Here is a 16,619-nt window from a genome sequence, read left to right on the forward strand (position 1 = left end):
GTTTGCTTTATGGATGAAGTCTAGCCTTATCCGTCTGTCCCAGGAGCAAAAGATGGCCAATGGTAGTCGTGTAACGGGTTTTGCAGCGTTGCCGATCGTCGGCAGGGTGTTCATCATCTTTGGCATTGTCGGACTGATCGCTTCCGGCGTGCTGGCCATCGTCGAGATGTACGGCCCTCGTACCGCTTCGGCGACAGGCAGGATTGTCGCCGCCGAATACAATCCCCGCATCGAGTTCTCGACCGCCGACGGCACCGTCATCCGCTTCAACAATGCCGTCCACAGCTCGTTCTGGGGTGATGGCGACAGCGTCCCTGTCGCTTACGACCCAACCAATCCGCAAAATGCCTCCGTCGACAGCTTCGCCGGACGCTGGTTCCTTGCCGGGCTGGCCGGCATGCTCGGCGGTTTCTCCCTGCTGACCGGCATCGGTCTCGCCGTGATTGGACGGGTGCTTATCCGGCGGATTGGAATGAACCCGTCGCCATAGCCGCCGACCCCTGCCGTACAGACAAAGCTTGGCGTAACGGTCCAGTACGCTAGCGGACTGGCGCAGATGGAAGCACTGGCGAAACGCGGCCGCTTTGCGTATTACTCCGCCGCCATTGGAGCCGTATTGATGTTCGAGACCCTGCAACCTGCCCCGGCCGACAAGATCATCGCCTTGATCGGCCTCTATCGCGCCGATCCGCGCCCCGGCAAGATCGATCTCGGCGTCGGCGTCTACAAGGACCGCGACGGCAGGACGCCGGTCATGCGCGCCCTGCGCGAGGCCGAGAAGCGGTTGCTGCAGGACCAGGACACCAAGACCTATCTCGGCCTTGCCGGCGACACCGGCTTCAACACGGCGATGGTCAAGCTGGCCTTCGGCCCCGCTGCCGACATGACGCGCATCCGCGCCGCGCAAGCGCCTGGCGGTTCCGGCGCGCTGCGGCTGGTGGCGGAGCTGTTGAAGCGGACCCGCCCCGACGCAACCGTCTGGCTGTCGGACCCGACATGGCCGAACCACCCGCCGGTGATGCGCGGGGCCGGCCTCAAGGTGCGCGATTATCCCTATTTCGATGCCGTTTCCGGCGCGGTGCGCTTCCACGAGATGCTGGCAACGCTTGGCGCAGCCGAGCCCGGCGATATCGTGCTGCTGCATGGCTGCTGCCATAACCCGACCGGCGCCAATCTCGATATCGCGCAATGGGCCAGCGTCACCGATCTTGTCGTCGAGCGCGGGCTGTTGCCCTTTGTCGACATTGCCTATCAGGGCTTTGGCGAAGGCCTGGACGCCGATGCGGCCGGCTTGCGCCTTCTCGCGGGCAAGGTGCCTGAAATGGTCGTTGCCTCGAGCTGCTCGAAGAACTTTGCCGTCTACCGCGACCGCGTCGGCGCGGCGATGATCCTGGCGAAGGATAGCGCGCAAGCCGATGTCGCGATGAGCCAGATGCTGGCGGCGGCGCGCGCCATGTATTCGATGCCGCCGGACCACGGCGCCGCCGCCGTGCGCACGGTGCTGGAAGATGATGGCCTTCGCGCCGACTGGGAGGCGGAGCTGGAGGAGATGCGGCTGCGCATGCTGAGGCTGCGGGTCCAGTTCGCCGACGCGCTGCGCCGGCAGTCCAACTCCGACCGCTTCGACTTCATCGCCAGCCATCGCGGCATGTTTTCCAGGCTTGGCCTGACCGAGGCGCAAGTCGAGCGGCTGCGTGCCGAGTGTGGCGTCTACATGGTCGGCGACAGCCGCATCAACGTCGCCGGCCTGCCCGAGGACGGCATGGATGACCTCGCCAAGGCGGTTGTGTCGGTACTCGGCTGAAGCTCGCTGTGGACAATCTCCCCTCTCCGGCTGACGCCGTTGGCCGCACGACAGGCAGCGGGATAGCATTCGCCGCATGAAACCTTCGCGCGACATTTCCCGGCTGATCGAGATCATGGCGGCGCTCAGGGCGCCGAAGACCGGCTGTCCCTGGGACATCGAGCAGGATTTCTCGACCATCGCGCCCTATACGATCGAGGAAGCCTATGAGGTGGCGGACGCCATTGCGCGCGGCGATCTCGACGATCTGCGCGACGAATTAGGCGATCTCCTGCTGCAGGTCGTCTACCACGCGCAGATGGCTGAGGAAGCCGGCGATTTTGCCTTCGGTGATGTGGTCGAGGCCATCACCACCAAGATGATCCGGCGCCATCCGCATGTCTTCGGCGACGAGAAGGCGCGCAACGCCGGCATGGCAAAGGGCATGTGGGAAAAGATCAAGGCTGAGGAAAAAGCCGAAAAGCGAAGTGCGCGCCTCGCCCGCGGCCTCGACCCCGAAGACCATGGCAAGGGTTTCCTGGACAGCGTGCCCGTCGCCCTGCCCGCTTTGACTCGTGCGCTGAAGCTGCAGGAAAAGGCAGCGCGTGTCGGTTTCGACTGGAGCGAGGCAGCACCCATCCTCGACAAGATCGAGGAAGAGATCGGCGAGCTGCGCGAGGCACTGGCTAAGGGCGAAACGGCTGAGATCAAGGACGAATTCGGCGACATGCTGTTTGCCGTCGTCAATCTGGGGCGTCACCTCAAGCTCGATTCGGAAGCGGCGCTTAGCGGCACCAACGAAAAGTTCCGCTCGCGCTTCCACTATGTCGAGCGCGCGATCGATGCATCGGGAAGCACGCTCGAAAAAGCCACGCTGGACGAGATGGAAGTGCTCTGGCAGCAGGCCAAGGGCGTGAAATAATCAGGCTTACTGCCTGTTTTTGCGGTGCAATCGGCTTTCGATCTCTTGCCGGGCGGTGTGCGTGGCCTTGAGTGCGATGGTCGCGCTGCCATCCTCATTGTCTACCCGCGAAACGACGTCGCCATTGCGGTATAGCCAGTCGACAAGGCCGAACTGCGGCGGTTCGATCGTCACCGTCAATTCCTCGAGTTCGCCCGACATCCTGGTCTCGATCAGCGCCTTCAGCGCATCGATGCCTTCGCCGGTGACCGCCGAGATGGCGATCGGCGGCGCCTTGTTGGCGTCAGTGCCGTCGGCGAGCAGGCGCTCCCGGTTGCCGTCGTCGAGAAGGTCGACCTTGTTCCACACCTCGATGACCCGGTTCGCATCGCCAGCGTCGACACCGAGATCGGCAAGGATGCGCTCGACGTCCTCGGCCTGGGCGGCCGTATCCGGATCTGAGATATCACGCAAATGGATGACCAGATCGGCCTCGACGACCTCTTCCAGCGTGGCGCGGAAGGCGGCGACCAGATGCGTCGGCAGGTCCGAAATGAAGCCGACTGTGTCCGACAGGATGATCGGCGTGCCGTGCGGCAGGCGCACGCGGCGCAGCGTCGGGTCGAGCGTTGCAAACAGCATGTCTTCGGCCAGCACGTCGGCCCCGGTCAGCCGGTTGAACAGCGTCGACTTTCCGGCATTGGTGTAGCCGACAATCGCCACCACCGGGAACGGCACCTTCTTGCGCTTGGCGCGGTGCAGGTCGCGGGTGCGGCGCACCGTTTCCAGCTCATGCTTGAGCTTGATGATTTTTTCCTGCAGCTGCCGCCGGTCCGACTCGATCTGGGTTTCGCCGGGGCCGCCGAGGAAGCCGGCTCCGCCGCGCTGGCGTTCAAGGTGGGTCCAGCTCCGCACCAGACGGCCCTTCTGGTAGTTGAGATGGGCAAGTTCGACCTGCAGCGTGCCCTCCTTGGTCCGCGCGCGCTCGCCAAAAATCTCCAGGATCAATCCGGTGCGGTCGAGCACCTTGGCATTCATTTCTTTTTCGAGATTGCGCTGCTGCACCGGCGTCAGCGGATGGTCGACGATGACCACCTCCGCGTGACCCTCTTTGACGATCTCGGCGAATTCCGCGACCTTGCCGCTGCCGAGCAAGGTTGCCGGGCGTGGATCGTTGACGGTGACCACCGCCGTGTGGATCAGATCCAGGTTGATGGCGCGGGCAAGGCCGACCGCTTCGTCGTGGCGCGCATCCGCCGAACGCGTCAGCCGTGGACGGTTCGTTTCGTCATCGTTGCGCTGATGCCGGGTAAGCACCGGCACAATGACAACCGCCCGGGTCGGACCTGTGGCTTCCGTCCCGGAATTATGTGCTGGTTTCCCGCGGACGCCGCGGTCCGCGTCTTTTTCACGTGCCAATCAGGCGCCCTGGCTTTCCTCGCCATCGAACATCTGAACCGGCTGGCTCGGCATGATCGTGGAAATGGCATGCTTGTAGACGAGCTGGGAGTGGCCGTCACGGCGCAGCAGAACACAAAAATTGTCGAAGGAAGTGACCACGCCGGTCAGCTTGACGCCGTTGATGAGAAAGATGGTGAGTGGATTTTTGCTCTTGCGAACAGAATTCAGGAACAGGTCCTGAAGGTTTTGCGATCGTTCCGCCATTGTTCTTGTCTTTCGCCGATCCCCTTCGGTTTGCAGGCTAATGCGCCAAATTAGCGGGCACATGTCAAGCTTGCAAACACCCCCTTGCCGTCAGTAGCGACAAGCAGAACGAGATATATTGATGTGCAGTCCGTCTGTGCGGTTATCAGGCTGGACTTTTTTCCGCAACGTCAAAAAAGGCTTGCCGCAATGAAAGTGTTATCGAACCGGGGTGCCCATTGGCGACCGCGGCACCGTCGATTGCCACGACCGGCATGGCGATTGTCGTTGCCGAACTGATGAAAGCTTCTCGCGCCGCCTTGGCTTCAGTGACTGAAAAACCGCGCTCCTCGATCGTCAACCCGAGCTTTGCCGCCACTTCGAACATGGTCGTGCGGGTGATGCCGCGCAGGATGCCATGCTCCGCCGGCCGGGTGACCAGAACGCCGTCCCTTGTAACGATCCAGGCGTTGGACGAGCCGCCCTCCTTGACGTTGCCATCGGTGTCGACGAACCAGGCCTCCTGGGCGCCGGCCTCCTTGGCCTTCTGCTTGGCCAGTACGTTGGGCAGCAGGCCGGTGCTCTTGATGTCGACCCGGTCCCAACGGTTTTCCGGCACGGTGATGACCTTGATGCCCGCCTCGGCTCGCTTGGCGGCCGCCGCCGGGTCGGCCTTTCTGGCCGTAATCACCAGCGATGACGGTGTATCGGCGGGGAAAACGAAGTCGCGGCTGGCAACACCGCGCGTAACCTGGACATAGACCAGGCCGTTGACGACGTGGTTGCGCCGGACGATTTCGCGCAGAAGAAGCGGCAGCACACCCTTGGTGACCGGCCAGTCGATCGACAATTCGCTAAGGGAGCGGCTCAGCCGGGCAAGATGGCGCGGCATGTCGACGATAAAGCCCTGCGCCACCTCGCAGACCTCGTAGACGCCGTCGGCGAATTGATAGCCGCGATCCTCGATATGCACGGCAGCGTCGGCATGGGCGACATAGCGCCCGTTCACATAGGCAATGTGCGGCATGGGTGATCCCTCAGAAAAGTCCCGGTTTTTCTATGCGATTCCGCCGCTGCCGTAACCGGCAATTGAATGGGCCACAGCCCGCTGGACCAACAACAACGGGGGTCAGACCCCCAGCGACTTCAGTTTCCGGTGCAGCGCCGAGCGCTCCATGCCGATGAATTCGGCCGTCTTCGAGATGTTGCCGCCGAAACGGTTGATCTGGGCGATCAGATAGTCCTTCTCGAACTGTTCGCGCGCCTCGCGCAGCGGCAGCGCCATGATGTGCTGGTCGGACTGGTTCGGCGTGCGCGGCATGACATCGCCGATCTCCGACGGCAACAGGTCGGCGGTGATCGGCGCATCGATATCGTCGCCACGCGCCAGGATCATCAGCCGTTCGACATTGTTGCGCAGCTGGCGGACATTGCCCGGCCAGTTGTGCGCCTGCAGCACGGCAAGCGCATCGTCGCCGATGCGGCGCGGCTTGATGCCGGCCTGGCGAGCGATCTGCTTCATGAAATTGTCGACGAGATAGGGAATGTCCTCTCGCCGCTCGGCCAGGCCCGGCACCATGACCGGAACCACCGCCAGGCGATGATAGAGGTCTTCGCGAAAACGGCCGTCGGCGATCATCGCCTCCAGGTTCTGCGAGGTCGAGGAGATGATGCGGACGTCGACCTTGACCCGCTTGGTGCCGCCGACCCGCTCGAACTGCTGTTCGACCAGCACGCGCAAAATCTTGTTCTGCGTCTCGCGCGGCATGTCGGCCACTTCGTCGATGTAGAGAATGCCGCGGTGCGCCTCTTCAAGCGCGCCGACCTTGCGCTCGGTGCCGTTCGATTCGGTGCCGAACAGCTCGATCTCCATGCGCTCGGGCGTGATGTTGGCCGCGCTCAGCGTCACGAACGGCGCGCCCTTGCGCGTCGACAGCGTGTGGATGGCGCGCGCGGCGAGCTCCTTGCCCGAACCGGACGGACCGATGATCATGACGCGGCTGTTGGTCGGCGCAACGCGCTCGATGGTCTGGCGCAGCTGGCTCATCGCCGACGACATGCCGATCAAGTCGAAAGTTTCGCCGCTGCGCTGCTTGAGGTCGGAGACCTCGCGCCGTAATTTCGAGGTTTCGAGCGCCCGCTCGGCGATCAGGATCAGCCTGTCGGCCTTGAACGGCTTCTCGATGAAATCATAGGCGCCGCGGCGGATGGCCGACACCGCTGTCTCGATATTGCCGTGGCCGGAGATCATCACCACCGGCAGGCTCGGATGCATCGTCTTGATCTCGTCGAGCAGCGCCAGCCCGTCGAGGCGCGAGCCCTGCAACCAGATGTCGAGGAAAATCAGCCGCGGCGCCCGGTCGGCGATTGCCGCGAGCGCGCTGTCGGCATCGAATGCCGTGCGGGTTTCATGCCCTTCGTCGCTCAATATGCCCGCGACGAGTTCACGGATGTCTTCCTCGTCATCGACGATGAGAATATCAGACGCCATTACCGACCTTTTCAGTTTCTCGTTCGTGTTCCGTTTCGCCTTGACCGCGTGGCGGCGCGGTTGCGGCAGCTGGCGGCAGGATGATCGAGATCATCGCGCCGCGTCCACCGTGGAAATCCGCGGGCGCATCGTGCAATTCGAGCCGCCCGCCATGGTCCTCCACGATCTTCTTGACGATGGCGAGACCAAGCCCGGTGCCCTTCTCGCGCGTCGTCATATAGGGCTCGAGCAGCCTTTGGCGGTTCTCGCGCGGCAAGCCTTTGCCATTGTCGATGACGTCGATTCTGATCGCGCCATTCTGCCGGGCAGCTTGAATCCGGATTATGCCGTGCGAACCGTCCTTTTGTTCCAGCCCGTCAATCGCCTCGGCCGCGTTCTTGATGACGTTGCCGAAAGCCTGCGCCATCAATCGGCTATCGAACGTGCCCTTGAGCGGCTCGTTGCCGAACACGCGTTCGAAAGCAATGTCGGCGCGGCTGACTTCGACCAGGAACGACGCCTCGCGCAGCGATTCACGCAGATCGATGGCTTTCATCTCGGGCTTGGGCATGCGGGCGAAAGCCGAGAACTCGTCGACCATGCGGCCGATATCCTCGACCTGCCGGATGATCGTGTCGGTGCACTGGTCGAAAATCTCGCGGTCCTCGGTGATGACCTTGCCGAAGCGTCGCTTGATGCGCTCGGCCGAGAGCTGGATCGGCGTCAGCGGGTTCTTGATTTCATGTGCGATACGCCGCGCCACATCCGCCCAGGCCGACGAGCGCTGTGCCTGGACCAGATCGGTGATGTCGTCGACAGTCACGACGTAGGATTTCTCCTCCTCGCCGTCGTCGCCGGCCTCGATGGTGATCTGCACGTTGAAGGTACGCTCGGCGCCGGTGCGATAGAAGGTGACCTGCTCGCGATAGACCGGCTTGCCGGATTTGCGGCCGATCTCGAAGACACGGCCGACATGCGGCAGCACGGCGGACAGGTTCTGCCCCAGCGCCGCCGTGGCCGATATGGCCAGCATCGTTTCGGCCGATTTGTTGACGATGGAGACGATGCCGTAGGGATCGACGCCGATGACGCCGGCGGTGACGCCGGCCAGCACCGCTTCCGAGAAACGACGCCGTTCGTCGATCAAATCCTTGGCCGACAGGATCTCGTTGCGCTGCGATTTAAGCTCCAGCAGCATCTTGTTGAACGTATCGCCAAGCGAGGCGACATCGCCGTCGGAAGGCCGTACCGGAACGGCGACATCGAGATTGCCGGTCGCAACCTCGTCAGCCGCGCCGATGAGCTGACGGATGGGCCGCACCAGACGGTCGGCGACCGCTATGCCGGTCCAGATGGCCGACAGGATGATGATCAGCGTCAGCGACAGATAGGGCAGCGCGAACGCCACCTGCGACGTCCGCCTGTTGTCTTCCAGGCCGCGATATTCGGCGGTGTTGGACTGGACGATCGCCCTCGCCTTGATCACTTCGGGGTCGACCAGGCGATTGGTGTAGAGGTAGAGGCCTTCGATCTCCCGCAGCTTGATGATGGCGCCCATGATGTTGCGCGTCTTCGGCTCGATCAGCACCGGCTTGCCGTCGGCCGCACTTGCCACCGCGCCCTCAGGCGGTGCCGGCATGGCGAAGTCCGCATCGGTCTGGGCACTCACGACAAAGGAGCCGTCTTCCCTGACCAGCGCCGCATGCACCAGGCTTCTGCCGACGGCTTCCTTGTTCATCAGGTCGAGAAAGCCGGTTCGATCGAGGCCGTAAAGCGTGCGCGACGCATCGAGATCGTAGGCCATCGACAGCGTCGTGCCCTGAAGATTGCGAGCGTTTTCCTGCACATAGGCGTCGGCGATCGACAGCGACGAGTTGACGATCGCCTTGGTGCGGATCTCGAACCAGCGGTCGAGGCCGATATCGAGCGTGATCGAGGCGATGATGGCCACCATGATGGCGGGGATGGCCGCGACCAGCGCAAACATCGTCACGATGCGCACATGCAGCCGCGACGCCGCCTTGCCGTGCCGGCGCGCCATGGTGATGCGATGCACCTCGCGGCCGACGAGGGCAATCAGCGCCAGCACAAATAAGGCATTGGCCGCAATCAGCGTCAGCGTTGTGTTTGCGTCTGGCGTGATCGGCGTGGCGCCGACAAGAATCGCAAACGAGATTGCCGCCGTAACCAGCGCGCCGGCAATTGCCACAACGCCAGGCAACGCAAGCAGCCGCCGTCCATCCCTCTGGCCGGATCTGCTGAAAAGCGGTTCGTTTGATGTCAGAGCTTGCGAAGCCATGTCGCCGTCTAAGAGCCAGTGATTGCGTTGGATGTATGCAACGCATTGTGGCGATTATGCAACAAGTGTGGCCGTGACGGAAATCTTTCGGCCGCCGATCCCCTGAAAAGGGGATGACCTCGCGTCACTTCGGGCAGCAGGCGCTCATGGTCTCGACGATTTGTAGACGTTGACGCCCAGCTCGCGAATCTTCTTGCGCAACGTGTTGCGATTCAAGCCGAGCAATTCGGCCGCCTTGATCTGGTTGCCGCGCGTTGCCGTCATGGAAGCGAGCACCAGCGGATATTCGACCTCCGACAAGATGCGTTGATAGAGACCTGCCGGCGGCAAATCACCGGCGAAAGAGGCGAAATAGCGCTGCAGGAAGTGCTCCACCGCCTGGCCGATGGACAGATCGTCCGGGATCAAATTGCCGCCGCCGGGAACGACCGGCCTTTCGCCTGTCTTCAGTTCGGCTTCGATGATTTCGGCTGATATTTCGTCCTGCGAATAGAGCGCCGCAAGCCGGCGCACCAGGTTTTCCAGCTCGCGCACGTTTCCCGGCCACGGATAGCGCTTCATCAATTCGATACCGCCGGTCGAAATGCGCTTGGTCTGCAAGCCTTCGCTGGCGCCGATCTTGAAGAAATGCCGCACCAGATCGGGAATGTCTTCCGACCTCTCACGCAAACCCGGCAGCCGAAGCGGCACGACGTTCAGGCGATAGAACAGATCCTCGCGGAAAAGCCCCTGGTTGATCAGCGTGCGCAGATCCTTGTTGGTGGCGGCGACGATGCGCACATCGGTCTTGATCGGCGTGCGCCCGCCGACCGTGGTGTATTCGCCCTGCTGCAGCACGCGCAGCAGCCGCGTCTGCGCCTCCATCGGCATGTCGCCGATCTCGTCGAGGAACAGCGTGCCGCCCTCGGCCTGCTCGAAGCGGCCTGTCGAGCGGTTCTGTGCGCCGGTGAAGGCGCCCTTCTCGTGGCCGAACAGCTCCGATTCGATCAAATCGCGCGGGATCGCCGCCATGTTGATGGCAACGAACGGACCGCCGCGGCGACGGCCATATTCGTGCAACGCGCGCGCCACCAATTCCTTGCCGGTGCCGGACTCGCCCGAGATCATCACCGTCAAGTCGGTCTGCATCATGCGCGCCAGCATCCGGTAGATGTCCTGCATGGCGGCCGAGCGGCCAACCAGCGGCATCGAGTCAGGCTGCTCTTCCGGCCGCGTATCGATCTTCGGCCGCCGCGGCTCGGACAGCGCCCGGTTGACGATATTGAGCAGCTCGGTCAGGTCGAACGGCTTCGGCAGATACTCGTAAGCACCTGTTTCGGAAGCCCGAATCGCGGTCATGAAAGTGTTTTGCGCGCTCATCACGATGACCGGCAGCTCCGGCCGCGCCTTCTTGATGCGCGGCAGCATGTCGAAGGCATTTTCATCAGGCATCACCACGTCGGTGATGACGAGATCGCCCTCGCCCGCCGCCACCCAGCGCCACAGCGTCGAGGCGTTGGAGGTCACGCGCACCTCATGGCCGACGCGCGACAGCGCCTGATTGAGCACGGTGCGGATGGCCGCATCGTCGTCGGCGACGAGAATATTGCCGCGAACCGTCATTTGCGGTCTCCTTCGCCTTCATCATCGGCAGTGTCGATGGGTGTTTCTTTCCAGGCCGGCATCAGGATTCGGAAGGTGGTGCCGCGCGGCGTCGAATCGCATTCGATGATGCCGCCATGCTCGCCGACGATTTTCGCCACCAGCGCCAGGCCGAGCCCCGAGCCGTTCGGCTTGGTGGTGATGAACGGATCGAACAGGATCGGCAGAATGTCTTCCGAGACGCCCGACCCATTGTCGCGCACGCAGAATTCCAGCGGCAGCGAGACGCGGTCCTGGGTTCCGGGAACGGAAACGCGGATGCCCGGCCTGAACGCCGTCGACAGCACGATCTCGCCCTGCGGATCGCCGCCGATCGCCTCGGCGGCATTCTTGACCAGGTTGAGGAACACCTGGATCAGTTGGTCGCGGTTGGCGAAAACCGGAGGCAATGATGGATCATAGTCCTCCAATATCCTGATTCGCTTGGCAAAACCGTTCTTCGCGATTGCCTTCACATGGTCCAGAACGACATGGATGTTGACAGGATAGCGGTCAATCGGCCGCTCGTCGGAAAACACTTCCATGCGGTCGACCAGGGAGACGATACGATCGGTCTCGTCGGTGATGAGGCGGGTCAGCGCGCGATCCTCGTCGGACGCCGAGAGTTCGAGCAGCTGTGCGGCGCCACGTATGCCGGACAGCGGGTTCTTGATCTCATGTGCCAGCATGGCGGCAAGGCCGGTGACCGAACGCGCGGCACCCCTGTGTGTCATCTGGCGGTCGATCTTGTCGGCCATCGAGCGTTCCTGGAACATCACCACGATCGAGCCTGGGAATTCCGGCACCGGCGCGACATAGAGATCAACGACCTTCTCGATGCCGAGACGCGGCGACGACACGTCGACACGGTATTCGTTGACCGGCGCACGGCGCTCGCGCACCTGGTCGACCAGCTGCAACAGCGGGCTGCCGAACGGGATCAGCTTGGAGAGTGTGTTGCGGGCAAGCATGTTGGCACTTGAGCGGAAGAAGTCTTCCGCATCGGCATTGGCGTAGGTGATGAACCCGTCCGGATCGACCATGATGACGGGACGGCGGATGGTGTTCAGCACTATACTGGCGGCATCCGCCATGTCGGAGCTCGGTGTGACGGTGGCGTTCATGCGGCGCTCCGCAAGGGCGTGGCTTCGCCGGAAAACACCTCATGCAGCAAGGCAATGACGCGGGCGGGTTCGAAAGAGGTGAGGATGGCTTTCCGCCGCTCATCGGAAACGCCAGCAGCGTGGCGGTCGAGATACCAGCCGAGATGCTTGCGCGCCTGGCGCAAGCCGCTTTCGACGCCGTAAAGCGTCAGCATGTCCTCGTAGTGGGAAACGATGTAGTCGGCCATGGCTTGCGGGCTTTCCGGCACGCCGGAGAGCGCGTCGCCCGCAGCCTTCGCCGCAATGCGGCCCGCCGTCCATGGCGCGCCATAATGGGCACGACCGATCATCACCGCGTCGGCGCCCGACTGTTCAAGGATTTCGGCGGCCTCCGCGGGCGAGCCCACATCGCCGTTGGCGACCACCGGGATCGAGACGGCGTCCTTGATGCGGGCGATGGCGCCCCAATCGGCCTTGCCTTGATAAAACTGGCAGCGCGTGCGCCCATGCACGGTCACCATTTTAACACCGGCCTCTTCGGCGCGGCGCGCCAAAACGGGTGCATTGAGCGCATTGTCGTCCCAGCCGAGCCGCATCTTGACCGTGACCGGCACCTGGACCGCGCCGATCACCGCTTCGATCAGCGACAGCGCGTGGTCGAGATCGCGCATCAGCGCCGAGCCGGCATAGCCGCCGGTCACCTTCTTGGCCGGGCAGCCCATATTGATGTCGATGATGTCGGCGCCCTCGCCGGCAGCGATGCGCGCGCCCTCGGCCATGTGCTCGGCCTCGCGGCCGGCAAGCTGAACCATATGGACGGGCAGCCCGGAATGACGGATGCGCAGGTCGCATCCGACCCTGCCCTTGGCAAGCTCGCCGCTCGCCACCATTTCCGACACGACCAGGCCCGCGCCATGCGCGTAGGCGCGCTGCCGGAACGGCTCGTCCGTTATTCCCGACATGGGCGCGAGGAAGACGCGGTTGCGGATCGTCACGCCGCCAACGTCGAGCGGCGAAGCCAATTTTGTCACTTCAGGCATGCACAAAAACCAAGCATATCGGATTGCTGCACATTCTCTAGCCATAAGAAAGGCATTGTGCAACGCGCAATGACGTCACATTGCGGCGCATTTGGGAAAATGCTGGCCTTCGCCATAAGCCGCGACTAAGCCTCTCGGCATGACAGACGCAAGCGAAAAACCGGCCGAAGCGACGACCGACAAGGTCGGCTTGGTCATCGTTGCCGCCGGTCGCGGCGCGCGTGCCGGAAAGGCCGACGGGCCGAAGCAATATCAGCGCATCGGTGGCCGTGCCGTCATCGCGCGCACGCTGGAGACTTTCCTGGCGCATCCCGAAATTGGCCCCGTCGTCGTCGCCATCCATGCCGATGACCGCGCGCTTTTCGACAAGGCAGCCGGCGCGTATGCCGAGCGGGTTACCGCCGTGGTCGGTGGCGAGTCGCGCCAGGCCTCGGTCCGGCTCGGCCTGCTGGCGCTGAGGGAACGTACGCCCGGCCGTGTCCTTGTCCATGACGCGGTGCGGCCGTTTGTCGACACGGCCCTGATCGACCGTATCATCGCCGCCATTGGCGAGCGCCAGGGCGCGCTGCCCGCTTTGCCCGTCGCCGATACGCTGAAGCGCGAGTCGACGACCGGCATGATCGAAGAGACGGTGCCAAGGGCCGGCCTTCATGCCGCCCAGACGCCGCAAGGCTTTCCGTTCTGGCCGTTGCTCGCCGCGCATGAAAAGGCCCATCATCTCGGCAAGACGGATTTCACCGACGATGCCGCGATCGCCGAATGGGCGCATATTCCGGTGAAAATCGTTCAGGGTTCGCCGGACAATGTCAAATTGACCTGGGCAAGGGATATTGCGATGGCCGATCAACGCCTTACTGGCGAGCGTTTTCCAGACATTCGCACCGGCAATGGCTATGACGTGCACGCCTTCGAGGCAGGCGACCATGTCACTCTGTGCGGCGTCGCCATTCCGCACGGCAAGAAGCTTTCCGGCCATTCGGATGCCGATGTCGGCCTGCACGCGCTGACCGATGCGCTGCTCGCCACTTGCGGCGCCGGCGACATCGGCACGCATTTCCCGCCTTCCGATCCGCAATGGAAGGGCGCGGCGTCAAAGATCTTCGTCCAGCATGCGGCCAGGTTGGTGCGCGAACGCGGCGGCCGCATCGCCAATGCCGACATCACGCTGATCTGCGAGGCGCCGCGCGTCGGCCCGCATCGCGAGGCCATGACCAACGCGCTGTCGGCGATGCTGGGCATTTCCGGCGATCGCATCTCCATCAAGGCGACGACCAACGAAAAACTCGGCTTTGTCGGCCGCGAGGAAGGCATCGCCGCCATCGCCACCGCCAGTGTCGTCTTCCCCGGGGAGGTTCCCGCATGAACAACGGCGATCTCGCCAACGCCCTGCTCCAGATCTGCCAGCAGCGCGGCATCATGCTGGCAACGGCCGAGAGCTGCACCGGCGGCATGATCATCTCGGCACTGACCGACATTGCCGGCTCGTCCGCTGTCGTCGATCGCGGCCTCATCACCTATTCCGATGAAGCAAAGATGGAGATGCTCGGCGTCTCGCCCGCCACACTCGAGGCGCATGGCGCCGTCTCGCGCGAAACGGTTCTGGAGATGGCGGAGGGCGCTCTGGCCCGCTCGCGCGCCGGGCTTGCGCTTGCCGTCACCGGCATTGCCGGCCCAAGCGGCGGCTCGCCGGAAAAACCGGTCGGCCTCGTCTGGTTCGGAGTTGCCCTAAGAGGTGGGCCGGTGGCTGCCGAGCTCAATATGTTTGCCGACAATGGCCGCGACTTCATCCGCCGCGAGACGGTCAAGCATGCGCTGGAGATCGGGCTGCGCGCGCTCGGCGACACTCATGAGATGGGCGTCGTTCCGTAGATGACGTCCGCACGTTTTTCGAAGGCTTCGGAAAACATGCGGAAGGCACGATCGAACATGGTGCCCATCACCACGCCGAGGATGCGGCTCTTGAACTCGTAGTCGATGAAGAAGCGGACGTTGCAGCCGCCGCCGTCGGCCGGCTCGAAGCGCCAGATATTGCTGAGATATTTGAACGGTCCATCGATGTATTTGACATCGATTGTGTTTTCGTCCGGCTTCAGCAGCACTTGCGTCGTAAAGGTCTCGCGGATCGCCTTGTAGCCGATGCTCATATCGGCGAGGAGAATGGTGCGGCCATCACGCTCCTTGCGAGAGCGCACCGTCAGCGCCTCGCAAAGCGGCAGAAATTGCGGATAGGTCTCGATATCGGCGACCAGAGCAAACATCTGCTCCGGCGTGTGGGCAACGCGGCGTGTGGCTTCGAATTTCGGCATTGAAGCAGGATTTAACTGGCTTTTTTGAGCTGCGCCTCACGCGCCGCCCGCAGCCTGGCGAAATCGTCACCGGCATGATGCGAGGAGCGCGTCAGCGGGCTCGACGCCACCAGCAGGAAACCCTTGGTCTTGCCGATCGTCGCGAAGGAGTTGAACTCCTCCGGCGTGACGAAGCGGATCACCGGGTGGTGTTTCTTCGACGGCTGCAGATACTGGCCAATGGTCATGAAGTCGACATTGGCCGAGCGCAGGTCATCCATCAGTTGCAGGATCTCGTTCCGCTCTTCGCCGAGGCCGACCATGATGCCGGACTTCGTGAAGATCGACGGGTCGAGCTCCTTGACCCGCTGCAACAGCCGGATCGAGTGGAAATAGCGAGCACCCGGCCGCACCGTCAGGTAGTTCGACGGCACGGTTTCGAGATTGTGGTTGAAGACATCGGGCTTGGCCGCCACGACGATCTCCAGCGCGCCTTCCTTGCGCAGGAAATCGGGCGTCAGGATTTCGATTGTGGTCAGAGGTGTCGCTGCCCGGATCGCCCGGATGACTTCCGCAAAATGCTGCGCGCCGCCATCGGCGAGATCGTCGCGGTCGACCGAGGTGATGACGACATGGGTCAGCCCCATCTGCTTGACGGCATGCGCGACACGCGCCGGCTCATCGGCATCGAGCGCGGTCGGAATGCCGGTGGCGACATTGCAGAAGGCGCAAGCGCGCGTGCAGATCTCGCCCATGATCATGAAGGTGGCGTGCTTCTTTTCCCAGCACTCGCCGATATTGGGGCAGCCGGCCTCTTCGCACACCGTGACCAGCTTGTGCGACTTCACGATCTCGCGGGTTTCGGCATAGCCCTTCGACATCGGCGCCTTGACGCGGATCCAGTCGGGTTTGCGCAGCACGTCCTGATCAGGCTTGTGTGCCTTCTCGGGGTGCCGCAGGCGCGGCGCGTTGGCGATCGTGTCGAGGACGGTGACCATCTCAAACCTGACTTGTTGGCGTCTGCCCGTCGGCATTCGCCCTTCTGACGTCATCTAGGACTTTTCGGTGCAAAGAAAAAGGCCGCGGCGGCGCATGCCGCCACAGCCTTTTTCGCATAGCGGTAGTCTAGCGGCGTATCAGCCGCCCGGCAAAGATCAGCAGGCAGGCGCCGATGAAGCCGGTGATCAGGTAGGCGAGCCAGCCGACACCGAAGGGTTCGATGTTGAGCGCCCTGAGAATTGCGTTCAGCACCACCGCGCCGACAATGCCCATAATGATGTTCATCAAGACGCCGGTATTGCTCTTCATGACCATCTCGGCCAGCCACCCGGCCAAACCGCCGATGATGATGGCCGCAATCCAGCCCACGCCATTCACGTCCATATGCCAACTCCTCCAGTGTCAGGTGAAAATGCATCCGGAAACGAACTGTCTTGCCGTAAGGTTCCTCCGGCGCATGCGTCTGAGTCTCGCG

General features: G+C 63.0%; 16 protein-coding genes. 5 read left to right on the forward strand and 11 right to left on the reverse strand.

Annotated elements, in window-relative coordinates; all coding sequences use genetic code 11:
* Positions 1–52 precede the first annotated feature (52 nt).
* The 3 genes from NLY33_RS21040 (at position 53) to mazG (ending at position 2,705) form a co-directional block, all read left to right on the forward strand.
* Positions 53–490 (forward strand): DUF3592 domain-containing protein, encoded by a 438-nt coding sequence (locus NLY33_RS21040; RefSeq protein WP_023706554.1) that lies wholly within the window; start codon positions 53–55, stop codon positions 488–490.
* 129 nt (positions 491–619) lie between these two features.
* Positions 620–1,804, forward strand: a complete 1,185-nt coding sequence (locus tag NLY33_RS21045; protein WP_023668933.1) for an amino acid aminotransferase — start codon at positions 620–622, stop codon at positions 1,802–1,804.
* A 76-nt stretch (positions 1,805–1,880) separates the two neighbouring features.
* Positions 1,881–2,705 carry a nucleoside triphosphate pyrophosphohydrolase gene (gene mazG, locus NLY33_RS21050; protein ID WP_023691283.1) on the forward strand — a complete coding sequence of 275 codons (825 nt, stop codon included), beginning with the start codon at positions 1,881–1,883 and terminating at the stop codon, positions 2,703–2,705.
* Positions 2,706–2,711: 6 nt separating this feature from the next.
* Here the strand turns inward: mazG and hflX are convergent, their stop codons facing one another.
* The 8 genes from hflX to dusB form a co-directional block, all read right to left on the reverse strand.
* On the reverse strand, positions 2,712–4,103 hold the full coding sequence (gene hflX, locus NLY33_RS21055) for a GTPase HflX (protein WP_023708495.1): 1,392 nt from the start codon (positions 4,101–4,103) through the stop codon (positions 2,712–2,714).
* Positions 4,104–4,349: an RNA chaperone Hfq gene (gene hfq, locus NLY33_RS21060; protein WP_006202172.1), complete on the reverse strand. Its 246-nt coding sequence runs from the start codon at positions 4,347–4,349 to the stop codon at positions 4,104–4,106.
* Positions 4,350–4,494: 145 nt separating this feature from the next.
* On the reverse strand, positions 4,495–5,355 hold the full coding sequence (locus NLY33_RS21065) for a D-amino-acid transaminase (protein WP_023708494.1): 861 nt from the start codon (positions 5,353–5,355) through the stop codon (positions 4,495–4,497).
* A 102-nt stretch (positions 5,356–5,457) separates the two neighbouring features.
* Complete coding sequence (gene ntrX, locus NLY33_RS21070; protein WP_023668929.1) at positions 5,458–6,819, reverse strand: nitrogen assimilation response regulator NtrX; 1,362 nt, start codon at positions 6,817–6,819, stop codon at positions 5,458–5,460.
* Positions 6,809–9,097, reverse strand: a complete 2,289-nt coding sequence (locus NLY33_RS21075) for a sensor histidine kinase NtrY-like (protein ID WP_023706551.1) — start codon at positions 9,095–9,097, stop codon at positions 6,809–6,811. Before NLY33_RS21075 ends, ntrX begins: the two co-directional genes overlap by 11 nt.
* 144 nt (positions 9,098–9,241) lie before the next feature.
* Positions 9,242–10,699: a nitrogen regulation protein NR(I) gene (ntrC, locus tag NLY33_RS21080; protein WP_023706550.1), complete on the reverse strand. Its 1,458-nt coding sequence runs from the start codon at positions 10,697–10,699 to the stop codon at positions 9,242–9,244.
* Positions 10,696–11,841 carry a two-component system sensor histidine kinase NtrB gene (locus tag NLY33_RS21085; RefSeq protein ID WP_023706549.1) on the reverse strand — a complete coding sequence of 382 codons (1,146 nt, stop codon included), beginning with the start codon at positions 11,839–11,841 and terminating at the stop codon, positions 10,696–10,698. Before NLY33_RS21085 ends, ntrC begins: the two co-directional genes overlap by 4 nt.
* On the reverse strand, positions 11,838–12,860 hold the full coding sequence (dusB, locus tag NLY33_RS21090) for a tRNA dihydrouridine synthase DusB (RefSeq protein ID WP_023706548.1): 1,023 nt from the start codon (positions 12,858–12,860) through the stop codon (positions 11,838–11,840). Before dusB ends, NLY33_RS21085 begins: the two co-directional genes overlap by 4 nt.
* Positions 12,861–12,999: 139 nt before the next feature.
* On the opposite strand from dusB, the gene NLY33_RS21095 reads away from it, so the two are divergent.
* Both NLY33_RS21095 and NLY33_RS21100 read left to right on the forward strand, forming a co-directional pair.
* A complete protein-coding gene (locus NLY33_RS21095) occupies positions 13,000–14,223 on the forward strand; it encodes a bifunctional 2-C-methyl-D-erythritol 4-phosphate cytidylyltransferase/2-C-methyl-D-erythritol 2,4-cyclodiphosphate synthase (RefSeq protein WP_023706547.1) in 1,224 nt (407 codons plus the stop codon).
* On the forward strand, positions 14,220–14,729 hold the full coding sequence (locus NLY33_RS21100) for a CinA family protein (protein WP_023706546.1): 510 nt from the start codon (positions 14,220–14,222) through the stop codon (positions 14,727–14,729). The genes NLY33_RS21095 and NLY33_RS21100 overlap by 4 nt, the downstream gene beginning before the upstream one ends.
* Here the strand turns inward: NLY33_RS21100 and NLY33_RS21105 are convergent.
* From NLY33_RS21105 to NLY33_RS21115, 3 genes are all read right to left on the reverse strand, one after another.
* Positions 14,705–15,166 carry a type II toxin-antitoxin system RatA family toxin gene (locus tag NLY33_RS21105; RefSeq protein WP_023682552.1) on the reverse strand — a complete coding sequence of 154 codons (462 nt, stop codon included), beginning with the start codon at positions 15,164–15,166 and terminating at the stop codon, positions 14,705–14,707. The genes NLY33_RS21100 and NLY33_RS21105 overlap by 25 nt on opposite strands.
* Positions 15,167–15,177: 11 nt before the next feature.
* Entirely contained in the window at positions 15,178–16,143 is a 966-nt protein-coding gene (gene lipA / locus NLY33_RS21110; RefSeq protein WP_023688453.1) for a lipoyl synthase, read from the reverse strand.
* A 127-nt stretch (positions 16,144–16,270) separates the two neighbouring features.
* On the reverse strand, positions 16,271–16,528 hold the full coding sequence (locus NLY33_RS21115; protein ID WP_023668920.1) for a GlsB/YeaQ/YmgE family stress response membrane protein: 258 nt from the start codon (positions 16,526–16,528) through the stop codon (positions 16,271–16,273).
* Positions 16,529–16,619 lie beyond the last annotated feature (91 nt).

The organism is Mesorhizobium sp. C432A, assembly GCF_030323145.1.
Classification (GTDB): domain Bacteria; phylum Pseudomonadota; class Alphaproteobacteria; order Rhizobiales; family Rhizobiaceae; genus Mesorhizobium.